The 21,256-nt window shown below is 30.4% G+C and carries 17 protein-coding genes and 1 pseudogene; 3 read left to right on the plus strand and 15 right to left on the minus strand.

Annotated elements, in window-relative coordinates:
- Positions 1-92: 92 nt before the first annotated feature.
- Both ACX0KU_RS13870 and ACX0KU_RS13875 read right to left on the minus strand, forming a co-directional pair.
- Entirely contained in the window at positions 93-1,490 is a 1,398-nt protein-coding gene (locus tag ACX0KU_RS13870; RefSeq protein ID WP_472990565.1) for an MATE family efflux transporter, read from the minus strand.
- A 143-nt stretch (positions 1,491-1,633) separates the two neighbouring features.
- A complete protein-coding gene (locus ACX0KU_RS13875) occupies positions 1,634-3,724 on the minus strand; it encodes a helix-turn-helix domain-containing protein (protein ID WP_472990566.1) in 2,091 nt (696 codons plus the stop codon).
- 146 nt (positions 3,725-3,870) lie between these two features.
- Between ACX0KU_RS13875 and ACX0KU_RS13880 the strand changes: the two genes are divergently transcribed.
- Positions 3,871-4,914: a DNA polymerase IV gene (locus ACX0KU_RS13880; RefSeq protein WP_472990567.1), complete on the plus strand. Its 1,044-nt coding sequence runs from the start codon at positions 3,871-3,873 to the stop codon at positions 4,912-4,914.
- A gap of 29 nt (positions 4,915-4,943) precedes the next feature.
- Here the strand turns inward: ACX0KU_RS13880 and ACX0KU_RS13885 are convergent, their stop codons facing one another.
- From ACX0KU_RS13885 to ACX0KU_RS13900, 4 genes are all read right to left on the minus strand, one after another.
- A complete protein-coding gene (locus ACX0KU_RS13885; protein WP_472990568.1) occupies positions 4,944-5,456 on the minus strand; it encodes a flavodoxin domain-containing protein in 513 nt (170 codons plus the stop codon).
- Positions 5,457-5,560: 104 nt separating this feature from the next.
- Positions 5,561-6,445: an SPL family radical SAM protein gene (locus ACX0KU_RS13890; RefSeq protein ID WP_472990569.1), complete on the minus strand. Its 885-nt coding sequence runs from the start codon at positions 6,443-6,445 to the stop codon at positions 5,561-5,563.
- A gap of 84 nt (positions 6,446-6,529) precedes the next feature.
- Positions 6,530-6,685, minus strand: a complete 156-nt coding sequence (locus tag ACX0KU_RS13895) for a hypothetical protein (protein WP_472990570.1) — start codon at positions 6,683-6,685, stop codon at positions 6,530-6,532.
- A gap of 140 nt (positions 6,686-6,825) precedes the next feature.
- A protein-coding gene (locus ACX0KU_RS13900; protein WP_472989708.1) for an IS3 family transposase occupies positions 6,826-8,387 on the minus strand; the annotation gives its coding sequence in 2 pieces (ribosomal slippage) (positions 6,826-7,751 and positions 7,751-8,387; 1,563 coding nt in all).
- Between the two features lie 186 nt (positions 8,388-8,573).
- Here ACX0KU_RS13900 and ACX0KU_RS13905 point away from each other — a divergent pair.
- Positions 8,574-9,767, plus strand: coding sequence for an acetate/propionate family kinase (locus tag ACX0KU_RS13905; RefSeq protein ID WP_472990571.1), 1,194 nt, complete (start codon positions 8,574-8,576; stop codon positions 9,765-9,767).
- Between the two features lie 85 nt (positions 9,768-9,852).
- Here the strand turns inward: ACX0KU_RS13905 and ACX0KU_RS13910 are convergent, their stop codons facing one another.
- The 5 genes from ACX0KU_RS13910 to ACX0KU_RS13930 form a co-directional block, all read right to left on the minus strand.
- Positions 9,853-11,265 carry a peptidoglycan-binding domain-containing protein gene (locus tag ACX0KU_RS13910; protein ID WP_472990572.1) on the minus strand — a complete coding sequence of 471 codons (1,413 nt, stop codon included), beginning with the start codon at positions 11,263-11,265 and terminating at the stop codon, positions 9,853-9,855.
- A 381-nt stretch (positions 11,266-11,646) separates the two neighbouring features.
- Positions 11,647-13,317, minus strand: coding sequence for a dihydroxy-acid dehydratase (gene ilvD / locus ACX0KU_RS13915; protein ID WP_472990573.1), 1,671 nt, complete (start codon positions 13,315-13,317; stop codon positions 11,647-11,649).
- Between the two features lie 92 nt (positions 13,318-13,409).
- Positions 13,410-14,096: a FadR/GntR family transcriptional regulator gene (locus tag ACX0KU_RS13920; protein ID WP_472990574.1), complete on the minus strand. Its 687-nt coding sequence runs from the start codon at positions 14,094-14,096 to the stop codon at positions 13,410-13,412.
- A 170-nt stretch (positions 14,097-14,266) separates the two neighbouring features.
- Positions 14,267-14,833 (minus strand): nitroreductase family protein, encoded by a 567-nt coding sequence (locus ACX0KU_RS13925; RefSeq protein WP_472990575.1) that lies wholly within the window; start codon positions 14,831-14,833, stop codon positions 14,267-14,269.
- Positions 14,834-14,871: 38 nt separating this feature from the next.
- Positions 14,872-16,656 carry a methyl-accepting chemotaxis protein gene (locus ACX0KU_RS13930; protein ID WP_472990576.1) on the minus strand — a complete coding sequence of 595 codons (1,785 nt, stop codon included), beginning with the start codon at positions 16,654-16,656 and terminating at the stop codon, positions 14,872-14,874.
- A gap of 233 nt (positions 16,657-16,889) precedes the next feature.
- Here ACX0KU_RS13930 and ACX0KU_RS13935 point away from each other — a divergent pair.
- Positions 16,890-17,704 (plus strand): annotated as a pseudogene (locus ACX0KU_RS13935) (alpha/beta fold hydrolase).
- Here ACX0KU_RS13935 and ACX0KU_RS13940 read toward each other — a convergent pair.
- The 4 genes from ACX0KU_RS13940 to ACX0KU_RS13955 form a co-directional block, all read right to left on the minus strand.
- The gene (locus tag ACX0KU_RS13940) at positions 17,691-19,049 is read right to left on the minus strand and encodes an MATE family efflux transporter (RefSeq protein ID WP_472990577.1); all 1,359 of its coding nucleotides are present in this window, start codon (positions 19,047-19,049) and stop codon (positions 17,691-17,693) included. The pseudogene ACX0KU_RS13935 and the gene ACX0KU_RS13940 sit on opposite strands and share 14 nt — an antisense overlap.
- A gap of 39 nt (positions 19,050-19,088) precedes the next feature.
- Positions 19,089-19,856, minus strand: a complete 768-nt coding sequence (locus ACX0KU_RS13945) for a GNAT family N-acetyltransferase (protein WP_472990578.1) — start codon at positions 19,854-19,856, stop codon at positions 19,089-19,091.
- Between the two features lie 270 nt (positions 19,857-20,126).
- The gene (locus tag ACX0KU_RS13950) at positions 20,127-20,312 is read right to left on the minus strand and encodes a hypothetical protein (RefSeq protein ID WP_472992479.1); all 186 of its coding nucleotides are present in this window, start codon (positions 20,310-20,312) and stop codon (positions 20,127-20,129) included.
- Between the two features lie 176 nt (positions 20,313-20,488).
- A complete protein-coding gene (locus ACX0KU_RS13955; protein ID WP_472990579.1) occupies positions 20,489-21,109 on the minus strand; it encodes a LysE family translocator in 621 nt (206 codons plus the stop codon).
- Between the last annotated feature and the right edge of the window lie 147 nt (positions 21,110-21,256).

The raw sequence follows: 21,256 nt of genomic DNA on the forward strand, positions 1-21,256 counted from the left end.
AGGTTTTCATTACTTTTAAAAGCTTTACATAAAATCATAAAAGCTATAGACTAACTACACTAAAAATTAAAAACCCTTGGACATCCAAGGGCCTATGCTGTAACAATTCTTCCTTTTTCTTTTACTGTTTCTAACTCAATATCCTCTAATTTGTAATACTTAATATAAATTATTGATATTACGAATGAAATCATGTCTGATATTGGATACGCAATCCATGCTCCAATTGTTCCAAGTCTAAAACCATATATTAAAATATATGCTATAGGAATAAAGATTATTATCTGCCTAAATATCGAAAGTAAGAATGATAACTTTGCCATACCCATAGCTTGATAATAATATATTGAAACATAATATACTCCTACACAAGGAATAATCCCAACTACTATTCTAAAAGCATTTACAGTATAATTAATTATTTCTATATCATTAACAAATACGCCTATAATCGGTTTTGTAAATATCATAATTATTGCCCATAAAACAATAGAGCTTATTGTTACAAATTTAATTGAAAGCTTTACTATCTTTCTAACTCTATCATAGCTTCCTGCTCCATAATTATATGCTGCTATAGTTTGCATAGAAGAACTTATTCCAATAATAGTCATAAATAAGAACATTGAAACTCTGGTTATAAGTCCTACAGCAACAATTGCTGTATCTCCTCCAATTTCTATGAGCATTTTATTTAAAATTACTGATACAACAGCATCAGATATTTCTATTACAAAAGTAGAAAATCCAACCAATATGATACCTGCAACTATGTTCTTATCAAGTTTAATTTCAAACTTTAAATTCATCTTTTTCTTATATTGAATAAACTTCATATATGCATATAAAAAAGCAACCATTTGAGATATAACTGTAGCCACAGCTGCTCCACCGACTCCAAAATCTAATACAACTACTAGAACATAATTTATTATACAATTAAATATAGCTCCAATTCCTGTACTTAACAATATAATCTTTGCATCTCCAAAAGAAGTTAAGATATAAGAAATTACAATTGATAGCCCTTGAAATAATACTCCAAACAATATAATAGATATATATGTCTTTGCAAAAGGAAAAATTGTTTCACTGCTACCAAGCCTAATAATCACGCTATCTCTAAATATAAATATCCCTATTGATAACAGTAAAATTATAGCCATTAATATAATCAATGCATTAGGTATTATTCTTTTTATTGCCTTATAATCATTTTCTCCGTTGCTTCTTGCAACAGCAGTAGTTGCCCCTATTGCAACTAGCATTGATATAGCTATAAATAATCTTTGAACAGGAAATGCAATTGTTAAGGCTCCTATTCCTGTAGGCCCTACAACTTGCCCCACAAATAAAGAATCTACCATATTATACATTTCTGCAACTAGTAACGAAAGTATGGCTGGTATAGAAAATCTTAATAATAGCTTCCATATGTTTTCTGTTAAAAATTGCCCGTTTCCATTTTTAATATTTCCACGCGCTTGCATTATCTTTCACCTCAGAACTTATTGTTTATATTAACATTATAATCCACTTCTACTATCTTCAGCATTCACTGAGTTGCTGAACAAAAAGTACAAAGTTGCCCAAAGTGAAATGTAAGCTTTGTATGAAAAAGCATAAAAACACCTTAAAAAAGGTGTTTTTGTACTTTTTGAAGGGTAATTAACACAGCTCCATACCCTTCTGTCTTAGTTATTAAGTTATATACAGGTCTTTTTTTAGCAAAGTCTAAAGATATCCTCGGTTGTGAAATACTATATAATACATTCATCTCTTCATCCTTTAATCTTCTCGGTCTCCCCATAGCCATCCAATTATTTAATGCCGAACCTATCTTTTCTCCTATTTCATATATAGTCACTTTATAGTCCGACTGAAGATTTTTTAACGTTAGGGAGAACTCTCTTTCCATAACATTCTTTTCTCCTCTTTTTTGAGCTAATGCTTCAACATTAATAAGTTTATTAAGATCTTCACTAAAGCTATAAAGAAGAATTTGATAACTATCTTCACTAGATGTAACTATATATCCATCACCTTTTTTTACTAGAGTATCTCCAAGTCTTGATAAAAAATAATAAGCATAATAAGATGCTTTTCTCACTCCATGAAGATTAGTTATACCTGGTGCTCCAAAGAATAACTCATTACTCATAACAGAATTTTCTTCTACTGTATCATAGGCCTTTAAAAACATCATGTCATTTTTTTCATTTATAAAGTTATGGATTATATATGGTACCATATAAGAACTATCAAAAATAGGGTTTACTGCATTATACTCTTCAAAAGCATCTTCTATTATATCCTCAAGTCCATACTTATCAAACACCTCTTGTGCAGCCCAAATATAATTTTCTGGAAGATCTTTTGCAACTCTAAATTTCCAGCATTGAACTTCATCCATTCCATATAAGTCTGAGAAATATAATATAAAACTTTCTAGAAGTCTTAAAAACAGATTTATATCATCAAATACTTTATCTAAAATTATAATAGGAATAAGCTGAATATCCACAAGAAATTCCATAAGTTTTTCTACTTCATTCCAATTAAGAAAATCTACATTTTTATTAAAATAAACTCTCATATCTTTATCAAATAAATATTGAACTATTCCATATTTAAAGCCAATATTCTTTTGAATATCACTAACAAAACTCTGTTCCTTATCCTTTAAAAGCTCTATAGCATCGCCAAGATTTATAACTTCTCTCCAATAATCCTTTACTAAGCCTATATCCTGGGAAACATCTACATCTATTTTAATTATTTCTTTCTCATAGTTAAATCTATCATAATCTTCAATATATGAAGATATATAATCAACAGCCTCTTTAACATCTAGTTGTAAATATTTTTTTGATTTTTCATATTTATTCTCTGGTATATAATGTTTTTTTCTATACTGAAGAGGGGTAGTATTATAGTACATTTTAAAATACTTATTATAATAGCGAGTATGAGAGAATCCTACATCTTCAGAAATTTCAGATAAAGTTTTATCCGTATCCAATAACAACTTCACAGACTCATGCACTCTAGTTGAATTTAAAAAATCCATAAAATTGGTACCAGCCATATTTTTAATCTCATGAGATAAGTAATAAGAACTTAAAAATTCTCTCTTTGCAATATCCTGAAGACTTATCTTATTCATATAGTTATTGTATATAAACTTTGATATTCTATGATATCTTTCAAACTGCACCTCATTTTCTTTTAAGTCCTCTTCATCATAAATAAGATAGTGAAAATTATTAAGCAGGTGAAAAATTAGCTTAACCATTTGTTTTTCAATCTCTTCGTCATAATCTTCACTTTTTTCAATTGCTTCATATGCAAGTATTGATAAGTACCTTCTAAGCACCTGATACTTCTCTTTTTCCTGAACTCCTTCTTTTGATGAATTTGTATAAAAGTAAATATTTTTAACATCATTATAATACTTTTCAAAGAAATCTAAATCCATTTTAAATATCAATACTTTATTATCTTCATTATTAGAATATATTTTATGCGGTTCATCCGCATTTATTATCTCTATCTCTCTTTCTTCCAGCTCATAGGTTTCAGACTCCATTTGAACATATACAGTTCCTCTTAAAACAAATATAATCTCAAGACAATTATGCCAATGTAGTGGGTAATCAATAATTGATTCTAAACTTATATTAAGAGGAAGATGTTCCATGAAAGTGATATATTCTCTTCTCATAAATCCTCCTTAACATATTTTTTAACATTATTATAACATAAACAGTACAATATCAATTATTTGTATTTTATAGTGTTATAGAAAAGTTGTGAATAAATTATATGATATAATAATCACTATAAAAAGCTAACCTGGAGGATTTAATAATGAATAAAGTGATATTGCATGTAGATATGGATTCATTCTTTGCCTCTGTTGAAGTAATGGACAACCAAAAATTAAAAGGAAAACCTATTATAGTAGGAGGAACCTCTGAGCGTGGTGTCGTAGCTACTTGTTCATATGAAGCTAGGAAATACGGCGTTAAAAGTGCTATGCCTATTTATATAGCTAGATCTCTATGTCCTACGGGAATTTTTTTACCTACAAGAATAAATCGATATAAAGAAGTTTCAAAAGAAATTTTCAAAGTATTTTATAATGTAACTCCTTATGTAGAGCCTTTAAGCATAGATGAAGCATATTTAGATATTACAAATTCTAAAAATGACCCCATCTCAGTGGCTAACTATATAAAGAGAACTGTTTATAATATCACTGGTCTCACCTTATCTGTAGGAATTTCCTACAATAAGTTCTTATCTAAGCTAGCTTCTGATTGGAATAAGCCTAGTGGATTAAAAGTTATAACAGAAGATATGATCCCTGAAATTCTTTTTCCATTGTCTTTAAATAAAGTTTATGGTCTTGGTAAAAAGTCCGTAAAGAAGCTCAATGATATAGGTATATTTAATATTGAAGAACTTCATAATCTTCCAAAAGAAATTTTAATTGAATTTTTCGGAAAATACGGTGTTGAAATATATAATAGAATAAGAGGAATTGATAAAAGGAGTGTAGAGATTTCTAGACAGATAAAATCTATTGGAAGAGAAACCACTCTAAAAACAGATACTAATGATAAAGATGAACTTAAATCCTATATAAAAAGCTTCTCTGTTTCTATATCAAGAGAGCTCCTAAAACGATATATTAGTGGCAAAACTATAACCTTAAAAATAAAAACCTCAAATTTTGATAATCATACCAAAAGTAAGACTCTGCCTCATTATATATCAAAAGAAGAAGATATCTACAAAGAAGCCTGTGATATATTAATGAATCTACCCCTAAATGAAAAAATTCGGCTTATTGGTGTATCTATTTCTTCCTTAGTGGAAAATAAACTTGAGCAAATAACATTATTCTAAAGACTGTAGTGAGTATTTATTTAAACTCACTACTTATTCATTATCTGTGCAAATCTATTTATATTATCTTCTAAAAGCATTGATATATCTTCATTTGAGTTTATTGTACTGCTATTGTTATCTTCTTTAGCTAAAGATTTAGAAACCATTTTAACTACAAGTTTTTCAAAAAAATTCATTTCTTTAAATCTAAACTCTCCACCGAAATTTACCTTAGATTCAGCAACACCTAAAAGTTCTTGTGGGAAAGAACTATTTAATTGTATATCTTCACTTTTTTTATTCATACAACATATAAAAAGTCCAATCTTCTTCTTTTTTAATTCTTCAATATATTTTAAACAAAATTCCATGACTATTTTTTGAATTTTTCCAGCATAAATAGATCCACCAATAATTACCTTATCATATTTTGAAAGGTCTATGTCCTTTATGTCCTTTAAATTATATAAATCTACTTCTCCTGAAATTTTTTCTAACATAATTCTTGCACATTTTTCTGCTGTACCATGCTTAGTAGCATAAACTATTAATGTATTCAATCCTTCTCCCCCTTTTCAATTAAGACTATCTATTTATACATTATATATAAATAAACTGATTTCAATGTTAAATAAGTTTATCCAATTCTTATTTTTTACAGATTTTAAAACAAGCTTAGCTGTTTTTTCTCATATCTTGTTTTATAGGCTTCTATAATATCTTTCATGTTGTACAATATCCCCAACTTGTCACACTCTACTTTAAATAGCCTCCATAAATCTCTCACTCGTTTTGAGGAACAGTCATAAGAAAATCCATATTCTTTTATGTATATTTGCTTAATTCCGCGAAAACCTTCATCAAGCTTTTTAAAGAAAAAATCTCTTTGATTTTGCCTAAGTGTTACACCAAAAGCTGGATAAATAAATTTTGCACCATTTATATATGCTAAATGAATAATCTTTAATATGTTATCTTCATTGTCTAAAATAAATGGAAGTATAGGCATCATTAATATTCCAGCAAATATCCCCTCAGAAGATAGCTCCTTTATTGCCTGAAGACGCCTCGATGTTACCATTACTTTAGGTTCAATTTTTTTACAGAGCTCATCATCTGCCGTTGTAATGGTCATCTTTACAATAACAGGTGAATGCTTTTTTATATCCTTTAATATATCAATATCCCTTGTTACAAGATCACTTTTTGTTGCTATATCAACACCAAAATTATATTTATTAATAAGCTCCAATGCACTTCTTGTAAGCTTATGTTTTTCTTCAAAAGGATTATAAGGGTCTGACATAGAACCAGTACTTACTACCCCTTTCTTTCGTTTTGATTTAAGTTCACTATTTAATATTCCAATAGCATTCTGTTTTGCACGAACAGTATCAAAATCTTGAACGTCATAGCATTCACTTCTTGAATCACAATAAATACATCCATGACAGCATCCTTTATAAATATTCATATTATAATTTGTACCAAACCATCTATCATTGCTTGCCCAAGCAGACAATATCTGTTTTGCAACAATAAACTCCATTATATCTGTTCCCTCCATTAATATAACCTTAAAATAATTAGTTGTATTTTATAAACTTACTTACTATTTAGGAATGTTATGTTTTTATTTATCAAATACTCCACCTTTTTTATTTTTTTTAAATGCCTTCTTACTATTACCAATAACTTTGTTTGCTCTCTTACTAGAAGTTTGTTCTGAACTTTCCTTTTGTTTTCTTTCAATTATCTTTTTCATTAATTCAATATTCTTATCTGACATTATTTAATCTCCTTAGTATATTATTTTAAAAATACTTATTATATATCTAACTATACTATTCTTATATATCTTAAATAAAACACCAGTATGTGTTTGAACTGCACCCTGTCAAGTAGACAGTGGAAATAATAAAAATCAATTTAAGCGGCTAAAGCCCTAAACTCCATTGGGCTAAGGCCGTTTAATTTTTCTTGTAATCTTTTGGTATTGTAGAAACTGATATATTCATCAACTGCATTAGATAGATCCTCATATGTATAATATTTGTGCAAGTAGTATTTTTCACACTTGAGGATACCCCAAAATGCTTCCATAGGACCATTGTCGATACATCTACCTACTCGTGACATGCTTTGTGTCATTCCTGCTGTATTCAATCTTTGTTTGAATCCAATGGAGGTATATTGAAAACCACGATCGCTATGAATCATTGGACTTGCACCTTGTGAAGCCTCCAAAGCTAAATCAAGGGTCTTGAATACAAGATTATTGTTGTTGGAATGTCCAAGTACATAGGCAACAATACTCTTATCATAAAGATCCAATATAGCACTTAAGTATGCCTTTTTAGAATTTCCATACTTAAATTCAGTAACATCAGTAACCCACTTCTCGTTTGGTCTATCTGCTATAAACTCTCGATTAAGTATGTTTTCTGCTACATGTTGAGGTGTAGATTTTATATAACGTTTCCTTTTCCTTCGAATCACAGACTGTAGACCTGAAAGTCTCATAAGTCGATAGATGCGTTTATGATTATACAGCTTCCCCAACCTTCGGTTCAAATTCATAGTTATTCTTCGATAACCATAAATGCCATTGACTTCCTCGTAAAGTTCTATAATCTTTGATATCAACATTTCATTCTCGGATTCTGCAACAGATTCTTGGCGATTTAGCCATTTGTAATATGAGGATCGTGGAATCATTGCTATTTCACACAATAAGGATATCGAAAATTTATCTTTTTTATGAAGTTGTAAAATCGCATTATAGCTATTTTCTTGTCGTAGACGGCTTAAAATCGCCCCCTTTCTAGCTCCTCTAATTTTTTTAAGAATGCATTTTCTGCTCTTAAGCGCTCATTTTCTGCTTTTAGTCTCTTCATTTCAAAATTTACTCTATCTTCAGGTGTTAGTTCCTCTTCAGTTCTTTTACGACCTCGTCGGTCTTTTAATGCATCCTCTCTACCTAGTTCATATTTTTTTACCCACTGGTATATTTGTTGGTAGGAAACATTGTAGGTTTCAGCTGTGTGTTGATAGTCGTTATTGTGAGCAATACAGTATAATACAATTTCAATTCTTTCCTTCCAAGAAGTAGACCTTCCTTTTATCATAGATTGACTCATTCCTTTCGTGGTTGCCGTTATTTCTCTATGACTATTATACTTGTCTACCCATTTTAACAATACACTTTTATTTGATATTTCATACTTCTTTGCCACTTCTCTTTGTGAGTATTTACCTGAAAGGTAATCTTTTACAGCCTGTTCCTTTAGCTCCTTTGAATACCTCTTCCAAGTTATCATTTCTCTCAATCCATCTATACCATATTTTTCGAAGTTATATCTCCAATCTTCTAAAGTACTTCTATTAATTTTATATATAGAAGTAATTTCTAATATCGTTCTAACTCCATCCTCATACTCTTTCAGGATTTCATACTTTTCTTCGGCTGAGTATTTAGTTCTTTTGGACATAAAAATGCTCCCCTTTCTGGTAACAGATTTTTATTTTTTAATCTGTCTACTTTAAGGGGAGCATATCAGTTTATATAAGATTATATATATTTATATTCATTGTCAAGTTTATAATTTCAAAAATTTGCTATTTAAATGTATGTATAATTAAGGTATAATAGAGAAAAAATAGTAGGAGGTTTTTATATGAAAATTCTAGTTTTAAATTGTGGTAGTTCCTCAATTAAATTTCAAGTAGCTGATATGCCTGAGTATAATGTTTTAGCTGAAGGTAATATTGGTAGAATTGGATATGAAGATGCAGAATTCAAATATAGTGGTACAAGCATTGACAAAAAGCTTGTAATCTGTCCTATACTAAATCATGAAGAAGGTATTAATTTAATTCTAAAGACATTATTTGATCCAAATGTAGGTATGAATATCAATTTAGAAGATATTGGTGCAATTGGTCACAGAATTGTGCAAGGTGGAGATAGACATAGCTTCTCAGTGGTTGTGGATGAAAACGTTATTCAAAACATTGAAGACATTAAGGACTTAGCTCCTTTACATAATCCAAATCATCTAGCTGGAATTTATGCGTGTAAAAAGCTATTACCAGAAGTCCCTCAGGTTACAGTCTTTGATAACGGTTTCCATAGTACTTTTCCAAAATCCACTTACCTTTATGGATTACCTTATGAATACTACGAAAAATATAAAATTAGAAGATATGGTTTCCACGGAATTGCTTTTAGAAGCATGGCTGAAGGAGTTACTAAACTATTAGGTCAATCATATAAAGATTTTAAAATTGTAAATATGATGCTTGGAAGTGGAACTACAGCAAATGCAGTACTTTATGGAAACTCAGTAGAAGTTAGTACTGGTTTTACACCACACGAAGGACTTATTCAATCTACTCGTGCTGGAGATCTTGATGCTGCAGCCCTACTTTATCTAATGAAAAAAGAAAATCTTTCTATCGATGAAGTTGATGAGATCATTAACAAAAAGAGTGGATGGAAAGGTTTGTCTGGTATCAGTAATGATATGAGAGAAATTTATACTAGTGCAAATGAGGGCAATGAACGTTCTCAAGTTACTATTGATACTGTATGTCATAGATTTAAAAAATATGTTGGTGCTTATTCAGCTATACTAGAAGGTATAGATGTTCTTGTATTCTCTGGTGGTGTTGGTGAAAACGCTTGGTATGTAAGAGAGAAAGTTTGCCAGGGTCTTGAATTTATCGGCATTGAAATTGATACTGAGAAAAACAAATCCCTTAAAGGCGAGGGCATAATAAGTAAAGAAGGTTCTAGAGTTAAAATTCTTGTTACTAATGCAAATGAAGAAAGAATTATTGCAGAGGATACTTTTGAATTAATAAATTAGAAAACAAATAAAAAGCAGTGAACAAATTATCTTGTTCACTGCTTTTTAAATAACTATTTAATATCAAACTAAATTTTTGTTATATTTACTTAATTTTAGCATCTTTTGCAGCTGCAATAATTGCACTAAGATATCCATTTGTATCTACTAATGTAGCACCACTAACAGCATCAACTAATGGATCTGTGCTGTTAGTTTTAACTATTTCTTCTAATTGTGCTATTGTTTTTCCTATTACAAAGCTTTCAACAGCATTAAAATTCTGATTAACAGATAAAGTTGCCCCACCTTTTTCTTTCATGTTTTTACTATAAGCATCTGCATTAGCTAGCTTAGATCCTAATACTTTTCCCGCAGGAAAATTTCCACCAAAATCATCATCTGAATTTGGTACTGCTTCCGTACCATCTTTAGCCATTACTTGATAATCATCTATAATGGCACCTACTATTTTATCTCCTACCATTACTACTGATGCTACTGTATAGCACTTAGATCCATGAGCTGCATATTCAACTTTTCCAATTTTTACAGATTTTAATGCTGTTTCATCTATCTCAATTGCTCTGTTTCCATTTGCAGATTTTGCAGCTGCAATAATTGCGTCAAGGTATCCATTTGTATCTGCCAATGTCGCTCCACTTACAGCATCAACTAATGGATCTTCGCTGTTTGTTTTAACTACTGCTTCTAATTGTGCTATTGTTTTTCCTATTGCAAAGGTTTCAACAGCCTTAAAGTTCTCATTAACAGATAAGGTTGCACCACCCTTTTCTTTCATGTTTTTACTATAAGTATCTGCATTAGCTAGCTTAGATGCTAAAACTTTTCCCTCTGGTAAATTTGCACCAAAATCAGCATCTGAATTTGGTACTGATTTTGTACCATCTTTAGCCATTACTTGATAATCATCTATAATAACATCAACAATTTTATCACCTGACATTGCTACTACCGCAACTGTAAAACACTTTGTTCCATGAGCAGCATATTCAGCTTTACCAATTTTTATAGTAGTTTTTCCTATTGTTTTAACTGGAGTTTGAGTTACAATTGGAGTTACAACAGGACTTAGTCTGGCAAGTGTTTTCGGTCCAACTACTCCATCAACTACAAGAGCATTTTTACTTTGATAATTCTTAACTGCAGCTAAAGTTAATTTTCCAAATATACCATCAACTTTTAACTTATATCCATTTTTATTAAGCATCGTCTGTAATAGTGCTACATCACTGCCAGTTGAATTTAATGTAAGCATACGAGTTATTTTTGATGAGGATTTAACTGGAGTTGAGGTTGTTTTAGTTGATGTTGATTTTATTGGTGTTTTTGTTGGCGTCGTCTTAGGTGGGGTTTGAGTTACAGGCGAAGTGGTGTCCCCTGTGGCAGCTGAAACAACATCTACACTAATTTGTCCTAATTTCGAATTATTACCTATAACCGGAACTGACATTATTATTGTTAATGCGCATGCTACTGTTGATAATGTTTTTTTCATTATAATTCCCCCTTTTAATATATTAAGTAAATATATTTTACGAAATAAAACATTTTTATCTTGATAGTAAAATAATAACATTGTTAATCTATTGTCAAATATAATTCTTATCATTGTAATTCGTAAAACATTTTATATAAATTATACCATTATTTACCTTATTGGTAAATAATTTATTTACATTTTGTTAATATTTTATGTCTTTTATTCTTTGATTCTAAATACATATTTTTTTAAAAAAAATGTTAAAATAATCACATCGTACCCATACCTCTAGTTTCTTTTTTAATATAAAACTAAATAAAAAAACACCTGCAAAAGCAGGTGATCTCTATAGTAATTCTATCCTAAAGAATAATTTCAACTATATAATATATTAGTTTATAATCTTGGTATCTCTAAGATAGCTCCTTTATTACCTGATGTTACAAGGGCAGCATATCTCGCAAGATAACCTGTTGTAATCTTTGGCTGTCTTGGTTTCCAATTAGCTCTTCTTCTTTCTAATTCTTCATCACTTACAACAAAGTTAATTGTGTTAGCCATGATGTCAATTTGAATTTTATCTCCTTCTTCAACTAAAGCGATATTCCCTCCTACAGCTGCTTCTGGAGAAACGTGACCAATTGATGCACCTCTACTAGCACCACTAAAACGTCCATCTGTTATTAATGCCACTGTGCTTCCTAGTCCTCTTCCCATAATGGCAGAGGTTGGATTAAGCATCTCTCTCATTCCTGGACCACCCTTAGGGCCTTCGTATCTTATAACAACAACGTCACCTTCAACTATTTTTCCTGAATTTATGGCTTCTAATGCATCTTCTTCACAATCAAATACTCTTGCTGGACCCTCATGCTTTAACATTTCTGGTGCCACAGCTGAACGTTTAACAACACAAGTATCTGGCGCGAGATTTCCTTTTAGAACTGCTATTCCACCAGTTTCACTATAAGGATTTTCAATCGGTCTTATAACCTCTGGATTTTTGTTGTAACAGCCTTCAATATTCTCAGCAACAGTTTTTCCTGTGCATGTAATTAAATCTGTTTTTAATAAGCCCATCTTATTTATTTCATTCATAACTGCATAAATACCACCTGCTTCATTTAAGTCCTCAATATAAGTATGTCCTGCTGGAGCAAGGTGACAAAGATTAGGTGTCTTGCTACTTATCTCATTTGCTATATCAATATCTAATTCAATTCCTGCCTCATGAGCAATTGCTGGTAAATGAAGCATACTATTTGTACTACATCCAAGAGCCATATCCATAGTTAATGCATTTTTAAAAGCATCTTCTGTCATAATATCTCTTGGTTTAATATTCTTTTCAAGTAACTCCATAATTTTCATACCCGCATGTTTTGCAAGCTTAATTCTCTCTGAATAAACTGCCGGAATCGTTCCGTTTCCTTTAAGCCCCATTCCAAGAACTTCTGTTAAACAATTCATACTATTAGCAGTATACATACCAGAACAAGAACCACATGTAGGACAGGCATTATTTTCAAACTCTTCTAATTTTTCTTCAGTAATCTTCCCAGCGTTAAAAGCTCCTACAGCTTCAAACATGCTTGAAAGACTAGTCTTACATCCATCTACTTTTCCTGCAAGCATAGGTCCACCACTTACAAAAATTGTTGGTATGTTAACTCTTGCTGCTGCCATTAAAAGTCCTGGTACATTTTTATCACAGTTAGGTACCATTACAAGAGCATCAAAAGCATGTGCCATCGCCATAGCTTCTGTTGAATCAGCAATTAAGTCTCTTGTAACTAGTGAATACTTCATTCCTTGATGCCCCATTGCTATACCGTCACAAACTGCTATAGCTGGAAATACTATAGGCGTTCCCCCTGCCATTGCTACACCTAACTTAACTGCATCAACAATCTTATCTAAATTCATATGCCCAGGTACAATATCATTTTGAGAACTTACAATACCTATAAGTGGTCTATCCATCTCTTCCTTAGTAAGCCCTAATGCATTTAGTAAAGAACGTTGTGGTGCACTTTGAACTCCCTTTTTCACTGCGTTACTTCTCATAAAATTGCCCCCTTTTTAAATCTTTCCATTTAGTTGTATATTTTAATTATATGTTGTATGATGTCTAGTGTCAATATTCTCTATAATATCTTTTATTCATTCTCTAATCCAAGCCCTCGCATAGCATGTATAATGTGAAGCTTCATTGCAGTCTTCGCCCCTTCAGCATCTCTCTTTGATAAAAAATCCATAATCATACGGTGATCATTTAAGGTATCTTGTATTACCGCTTCATTATCATCTGATAAAATAACTCCCTTATCAATAGACTTATAAATTATGGGCATGAGTTTATTCATAAATTCATTGTGAGTTGCTTTTGCGATAGACTTGTGAAAAGCTTGTTCAACTTCAGTCCTATCTTCATTTTTTAAAATTTTTTCTTCTTCTAGTTTCCCATAATAGAGTATTCTCTCTAACTCCTTGTCAGTTGCACGTTTAGCAGCATAATAAGCTGTTTCAGGTTCAAAAATTAATCTCATTTCATATAAATCTCTTACGTTTAGCTTTGTTATAGAAATTTCTCCTAAGTCAAGATTATTACTAGTTGTTTTGTGCTTTACTACAAATGTTCCTTTTCCTCTCTTAATCTCAAGAATGTTGTGTGAAACTAAAATACGGATTGCTTCTCTTAATGTAGTTCTACTCACCTTTAATTCAGCAGAAAGCTCATTTTCATTGGGAAGTTTATCTCCAATGTTAAACCTTTTATCTATAGTAATCATTGCTAGAATATCATCAGCAATGCTTTCAGACAAACTTTTCTCTTTTTTTGGCATATAAAATATCCCCCTTTTAACATCTATTTATATCATATAATAAAAGATGTCATCTTTCAAGTCAGATGTCTGATGTCTGCTTACGTCTTTAATGTTTAAAAAACTAAAAAATAGCAGTTCTATAATTAAAATCATAGAGCTGCTATTTTTTAGCTTTTAGATAATGATATTTATAAAATTATACTGTCTAAAGATCTCTTAGGTACATGATGAACTCCATTTTTATCTCTCCAATATTTAATATCATCCTTCAAGTCCATAGTCTCAATAACTACTTCTTCCTTTGGCTTACCTAAAGCTATTACTAATACTATTTCATAATTTTCTTCTATATTAAGCTTTTCTTTTAATTCTTTCTTATTTATATTTCCAATCATGCATCCTCCAAGATTTCTTTCAACAGCTCCGAGTAGAATGCTCTGCGCTGATATCCCTAAGTCTATGGAAGGATTTTTACTAATAGATGTATCATTTAGTATAATGATATAAGCACTTGGTCTTTCCCCTTTTTCAGGACCATTCCAATCTTTTAAATAACCTGCCCATGCTAAAGTTTCAAATATGCTTTCATTTTTCTCTTTTGCATTTGATAAACTATATTTTAAAGGCTGCAAATTTGCTGCTGAAGATGATAATCTAGCTATATCCACTAGTTCTCTTAAAGTATTCATTTCAATTACTTCATCTTCATAAAATCTTCTATAGGATCTATTTTTCATAACCAATTCTTTAATCATTGTTACACCTCTCAAATAAATATATTCTTCTTAAAAAATTATATCTTAAACTTCATTATCAAGCTATTAAGATTCTCAGAATACTCTTTAGATTTAACTGCTTGTAATGATACTTCATTAAACTTTTCATTAACTAGCATTACCTTTTCAGAGATATTATTTGTGCCTTCTGCACCTTCATTTGTAGCTGAAGCTATTTCACTTATTGCTTTCATCATATTTTTTGTGGAAATCTCAAGGTTTTTTGCTGTAGCATTGAAATTTAAAATCAACACTTCAAGACGCTTAGCATCTTTATTGTAATCATCAGAGGCTTTTAACATCAAATCAAAATCATTTTTAACATTACTCTCCATAAAGTTTAATACATCTCTTGAATTACTTGATAGATTATTAACTGAATTTGTAACTGTTTTAATTATAGTTTGAATGCTACTTGCAGTACTTTTGGAATCCTCTGCTAACTTTCTAATCTCATCAGCAACAACAGCAAATCCTTTTCCTGCTTCTCCAGCACGACTAGCCTCAATGGCTGCATTTAGAGCTAGTAGATTAGTTTGACTAGTAATCTGCAAAATTGCATCTGCTAATTCATTAATTTGAGTTACAGACTTTGACTCTTCTATTGCATTATTTAACTTTACTTTTGAATCACTTAATATTAATTCACCATTCTTAACTGTATCAGTAAGATTATTCTTTATCTTATCTGCTCTTTCACTTATTTCTCTAACAAATGTTGCTGCTTCTTGTGATTCACTAGCAATAGACTGAACAGATTCAAATATTTCTGTTGTTGTAGCGTCCATTTGTTCAGAAGATGCAGCAGTTTCTTCCATTCCAGCTGAAATTTCTTCAGTTGTAGAAGATATTTCTTGCATTTGTTCATTTAACAAAGATATATTTCCCTCAACTGTATTAGCGGCAATAGCTACATTTTTAGATTGCTGGTTAACACCATCAATAAAATGTTTAACTTGTGATGACATTTCATTTAAAGTACTAGCAAGTAACCCTATTTCATCTTTAGACTTTAACTCTATTTTCTTCATGTTAAGCTGTCCATTATCATCTTTTTCAAAAGCTTTAACTACCTTAATAATTGGATCAGATATTTTTCTACTTAATATAAGCCCCACAATAAAAATTACAACTATAGAAACGAATACTGAAATTGCAATACCAATGATATTCTTTTCTAGCTTACTTCTATGTTCAATACGTTTTTCGTTAACTATAAGATCGATATTGTCTACATAATTTCCTGTACTCACAACCCAATTCCATTCTTTAAACAACTGTGAATAAGCTCTCTTTGGACTTAACTTATCACTGCCTGCATCTTGAGGTTTTTCCCACATAAAATCTGTGTACCCAGAGTCTTTACCATCTTTTGCTGCACTTAAAAGTTCTTTTACTAATTTAACACCATTGGGATCCTCAATATCAATCCTATTTTTCCCCTCTTGATTAGGTTGTATCGGATGAGCTATAAGTATTCCCGCTGTATCATCTATCCAAAAATACCCATCATTATCGTATCTTAATTTTTTTATTGCATTTTTTGCTGCTTCTTTAGCTTCTGGTTCTGTTAATTTACCTTCAGCAAAACTATTATAATATATATCTAACATACTAATAGCTGTCTCAACTTGATTTTTTATCATTTTATCATAGTCATCAAATAATATCTTTTTCGTCATAGAAATTTCTGTTTTATTAGATTCTATAAGATTTAATGTAGTAAACAAACCTGTAAGTATAATAAATATTGAAGAAGTAATTAGAAATGTCACCAAAATCTTGTGTTTTATTTTTCCCATCTTAATTCCCCCATTATTTTAGATAATAGGATAATTATACTTGTATATCCAATATTGTTCAATATTATTTCTTAATATGTTATATAATCTTAATAAGTTATATATTCAAATACAAATTCATCGGTCTATTCTATATGAAGTTATATTTTTTATATCATATATCTTCATCTTCACAATTTATAAATACCGGAATACCATATTAACGAAGAAACTTTATTAATGGGGGTATTTTCATGGGATACTTTATTGAAGTAGAACCAAATGTAAAGATTTATGTAGAAGATATTAATGCTAAAGGCAAACATACAATGCTTTTTTTACATGGTTGGCCTGGAAGTCATAAATTATTTGAATATCAATTTAATCATCTTCCAAAAATGGGATTTAGATGCATTGGTATAGATACTAGGGGGTTCGGTAAATCAGATAAACCCTGGGAAGGCTACGATTATGATAGATTAGCGGATGATGTGAAATGTGTAGTTGACCAATTAAATTTAAAGAATTTTATATTATGTGGACATTCAACAGGAGGAGCAATTGCTATTAGATATATGGCAAGACATAATGAACATAAAGTATCAAAGCTTGCTCTTTTTGCCGCTGCAGCTCCTAGTCTTACTATGCGTCCATATTTTCCTTATGGTATACAAGAAAATGCTGTATATGAAATCATTCAAGGAACATACGATGATCGCCCTAAAATGTTAAGAGAGTTTGGGAATATGTTTTTCTTTCAGCACATAACTGAGCCCTTCTCAGAATGGTTTTTCCAGTTAGGACTTGAAGCAGCAAGCTGGGCTACTGTTTCAATAGCACGTACTTGGTTAGGAGAAGAACGATTATTTTCTGATCTTGGCAAAATAAGTGTTCCAACCTTAATTCTTCATGGTATACATGATAAGGTTGTCTTTTCCCGTTGGCCCAAATACAAAGACAATATATCAAAAACTCAAAACTTATACCATTTAAATATAGTGGCCACGGATTATTCTATGACCAGCGTGATAAATTTAATAAAGAATTGATACGATTTATCGAGGAGTAATACAAATACTATTTAAATATTTCAACTCCATCCATAGCCAAATTCCAGTTAAAACAGATGATATTATATCTGCTAAGGGAGCGGCATATAATATCCCATTTAGCTCAAAGAACTTTGGCAAAACCATGACAGCAGGTATAAGTATAATTACCTGCCTAGTTAAAGTAAGAAATGTAGCCGCTCTCGCTTTACCTACTGCTTGAAAATAGCTTGCACTTACTATCTGAAATCCAATTACAGGTAAACACACAAACCAAATCTTAATAGCATTTGTACTAAATAAAATTAATTCAGGATCACTACTAAACATCTTAATTAAAACACTTGGAAAAATTCTAGTAATCATCCAACCTATTAGAACAATTATAGTTGCTATATGAATTGCCCATTTCAAACTTTCCTTTACCCTTTCTATCTTATTAGCTCCATAATTATATCCTATAATTGGCTGAGCTCCTTGAGTAATTCCAAAAATAGGCATAAGCATAAATGTCTGTATACTATTAATTATCCCTATCCCTGAAACAGCTATATCCCCGCCGTACATTATCAGACTTTTATTTAATATAATATTTAGTAAGCTATTAGCTACTTGTCTTAAAAAAGAGGGAGTTCCAGTATTTATTATTCTTTTAATTAAATGAAATTCTAGTTTCATACTTTCCAGTTTCAGTTTGATTGAACACCTCTTCCCTGTAAAATATAAAACAACCCATATAGTAGTTAAAAGCTGACCTCCAACAGTTGCTATTGCCGCTCCTGTCATTCCCCATCTAAAAATATAAATGAAAATAGGATCAAATATGATATTAAATCCAGCACCTAAAAACATTGATATCATTGCAATTTTTGGACTTCCATCAGCCCGTATAAAATTATTTAATCCCATGCCTAATCCTTGGAGTATTACCCCCCAAAGTACAATCCCCATATATTCCATAGCATAGGGCATTACCTGAGTACTAGCGCCCAAAAGTTCTAAAATAGGTTGCAAAAATATAAGACTTATTAACATAAATATAATTGATGATCCTATAATCATTGTCACCGCATTGCCTAAATACTTTTCAGCTTCTTCCGGTTTCTTTTCTCCTAGTCTAATAGAAAACATTGTGGCTCCACCTATACCAAATAACATTGCAAGGGCCATCATTACCAATGTTATTGGAAAGCTTATAGTTATACCTGCTAACCCTAACGATCCTAAGTCTTGGCTATTTCCAATATATATTCTATCAATAATATTATATAGGGCATTGACGAGCATACCCACTGTAGCAGGAACTGAAAACGACATAAGTAATTTTGTAATTTTCTCTTCTCCGAGTCTATCTGTTGCTTTCATAACATCACCTCTACTCTCAAATAACTCTACTGTGAAACTTTATTTATTTTTTTCCATAATTTTATCGAATCGATTATCCATACAAACACTAATATTAGTTGTTACGAATTTACCATTATAAAAAAGACTAAAAATCGTAGCTGGTGAAGGAGCTGATTGAGCTTCTTCCGTATTTTTTATCTTAATTATCTTTAAAGATAAATCTCTCTTTGTTATAGACTCAACTAGCGAGTTTTTAACATGATACTCGGAGTAAGGACATCTATTTGAATAATATACAACATAGCCACTCTTTTCTGAACATTCTCCTGTTTTTACCGATTCATTAAACCTAGGTTTTCTTCTATTACTATTTATGTATTTGACCATAAGACTAAATCCAGATGGGATATTTTCACATATTTCAAATCCTTGCTTCATCAACCATTTTGTATCACTCATAAAATGATACTTTTTTGTTCCAACAATAGTTACTAGTCCATCCTTTCCTTGTTCTGTGGCGTCATCAATAGCTTTTTGTAGTAATGCTTTCCCATGACCATTTCCTTTATATTTTCCTGAAACCCAAAAACAGTTTATCATCAAATAATTAGGTGCTGTTATAGGTGACCATGCATTTTCAGCTGGCTCATACTCTATAAATACTTTTGCACGTTCATTTAACTTTCGAAAAACGTATCCATTATCCAATTCTCTTTTTAACCATTGTTTTTTTAGTTCATAGCTCTCCAAACACTTTTTATCAGAAAAAGCACAACAAATATGCTCAGAATCAATATTACTCTTATTCAAAGTTATATATTCCATTTTACTAAACCTACTCTCTATTTATTTTTTTAAATCCTATAGTATTAAAACCTTAATTAAGTACCATTATATCAAATGTAATATGACAACATTATGTCATATTACATTTCCTTGTCTTATATTATTGGAGTCAATTACCATATATCCGATAATTATTCTTGAATATTAAAACTACTACAAAACTTAAAATTATAAAAAAAAACATTTTATTCTGACTAAGTCAGAATAAAATGTTTTTAAGTTTTAATAAATATTCTAATAGATTATCTATTAATCTTGATATCCAGATAATTGTTGTTGTGCAGAGTTAAGTGAATTTATTGCTTGTTGAATTTTGTTTTTGTTATCTGTTTTTTCTGCAGAACTAAGTGCTTGTTGTAATGTACTTACAGTGTTTTGTAATGATGACATACTTTGATCAACACATTGTTTAGCTTTTCCTTGCATGTGTGACACCTCCTTTAATAATAATCCAAAAATAGTATCTGTATATATTGAAATAATATTCTCTTAATTCATAATTATTTTCCAACCATTATTTCTAAATTATTTACTATTAGAATTATCATTAAAGGTAATTTATAATTGACAGGTTTTCTAAAGTTTTATTTTAAATTTTTCAATCAATGCTTCTATATTTTAAATATACCTAAAGTTACACTATAAACTCCAAATATAGTAATTACAGTTCCTATAACTTTGTTTATTCTATAAAATGTTTCTATTTTAAAATTTCTTTTAGATTTATTAATTAAATTTGAAATCAAGAGCCAAAATATCATAGATCCTAGAAATATAGACACTATAAACAATATATTTTGTGCTACATCTTCTGTATTTATTTTCATTCCTACCTTCGTAAATATAGTTAAAAACACTAAAAACGTCATTGGATTTGATAATCCTAGCAAGAAATTAGAAAATGCAGGGTGTAATATTTCTTTCTTTGATTCTTCTTTAACTTCTTTATTTTTTATAGCATTAAAAAAAATCTTTAATCCAATAATTAAAAATAGTACTCCTGTTATTCCGTTGATTAAAGATTTATGTTTGCATATAATATTATCAATAAAGCTTGTTCCAAATACTGCCGTTGAAGAGTAAACTATATCTGATACAGCTGCTCCTAAACCAGAAAAAAAACCTACTTTCCATCCTCTGTTTATAATTCTTTGTATTGACAGTATTCCAAGAGGACCTATAGGAAAGCAAACAATCATTCCAATAATAATTCCTTTTATTATAATTATCATTTTATAACTCCTCACCTCAATATCTTATAGTCATGGATGTATATACTTTTTTTATCTTATTACATCTTTATGCTATAACACTTAGGAAACTTCCAAATAGTTTCTTTATTTTTTTGATGATTATTGTTTTACTTTCCTATTTTTCTT

It is taken from the genome of Clostridium sp. X (genome assembly GCF_055755365.1).

Coding starts and splice junctions, on each gene's coding strand:
- ACX0KU_RS13890 (WP_472990569.1), bottom strand. CDS start 6,445: ATGGAGTTTATTGTTGCAAAACAGATATTGTCTGCTTGGGCAAGCAAT.
- ACX0KU_RS13910 (WP_472990572.1), bottom strand. CDS start 11,265: ATGAAAAAAACATTATCAACAGTAGCATGCGCATTAACAATAATAATG.
- ACX0KU_RS13895 (WP_472990570.1), bottom strand. CDS start 6,685: ATGTCAGATAAGAATATTGAATTAATGAAAAAGATAATTGAAAGAAAA.
- ACX0KU_RS13955 (WP_472990579.1), bottom strand. CDS start 21,109: ATGATAATTATAATAAAAGGAATTATTATTGGAATGATTGTTTGCTTT.
- ACX0KU_RS13945 (WP_472990578.1), bottom strand. CDS start 19,856: ATGGAATATATAACTTTGAATAAGAGTAATATTGATTCTGAGCATATT.
- ACX0KU_RS13940 (WP_472990577.1), bottom strand. CDS start 19,049: ATGAAAGCAACAGATAGACTCGGAGAAGAGAAAATTACAAAATTACTT.
- ACX0KU_RS13930 (WP_472990576.1), bottom strand. CDS start 16,656: ATGGGAAAAATAAAACACAAGATTTTGGTGACATTTCTAATTACTTCT.
- ACX0KU_RS13875 (WP_472990566.1), bottom strand. CDS start 3,724: ATGAGAAGAGAATATATCACTTTCATGGAACATCTTCCTCTTAATATA.
- ACX0KU_RS13905 (WP_472990571.1), top strand. CDS start 8,574: ATGAAAATTCTAGTTTTAAATTGTGGTAGTTCCTCAATTAAATTTCAA.
- ACX0KU_RS13870 (WP_472990565.1), bottom strand. CDS start 1,490: ATGCAAGCGCGTGGAAATATTAAAAATGGAAACGGGCAATTTTTAACA.
- ACX0KU_RS13920 (WP_472990574.1), bottom strand. CDS start 14,096: ATGCCAAAAAAAGAGAAAAGTTTGTCTGAAAGCATTGCTGATGATATT.
- ACX0KU_RS13880 (WP_472990567.1), top strand. CDS start 3,871: ATGAATAAAGTGATATTGCATGTAGATATGGATTCATTCTTTGCCTCT.
- ACX0KU_RS13925 (WP_472990575.1), bottom strand. CDS start 14,833: ATGATTAAAGAATTGGTTATGAAAAATAGATCCTATAGAAGATTTTAT.
- ilvD (WP_472990573.1), bottom strand. CDS start 13,317: ATGAGAAGTAACGCAGTGAAAAAGGGAGTTCAAAGTGCACCACAACGT.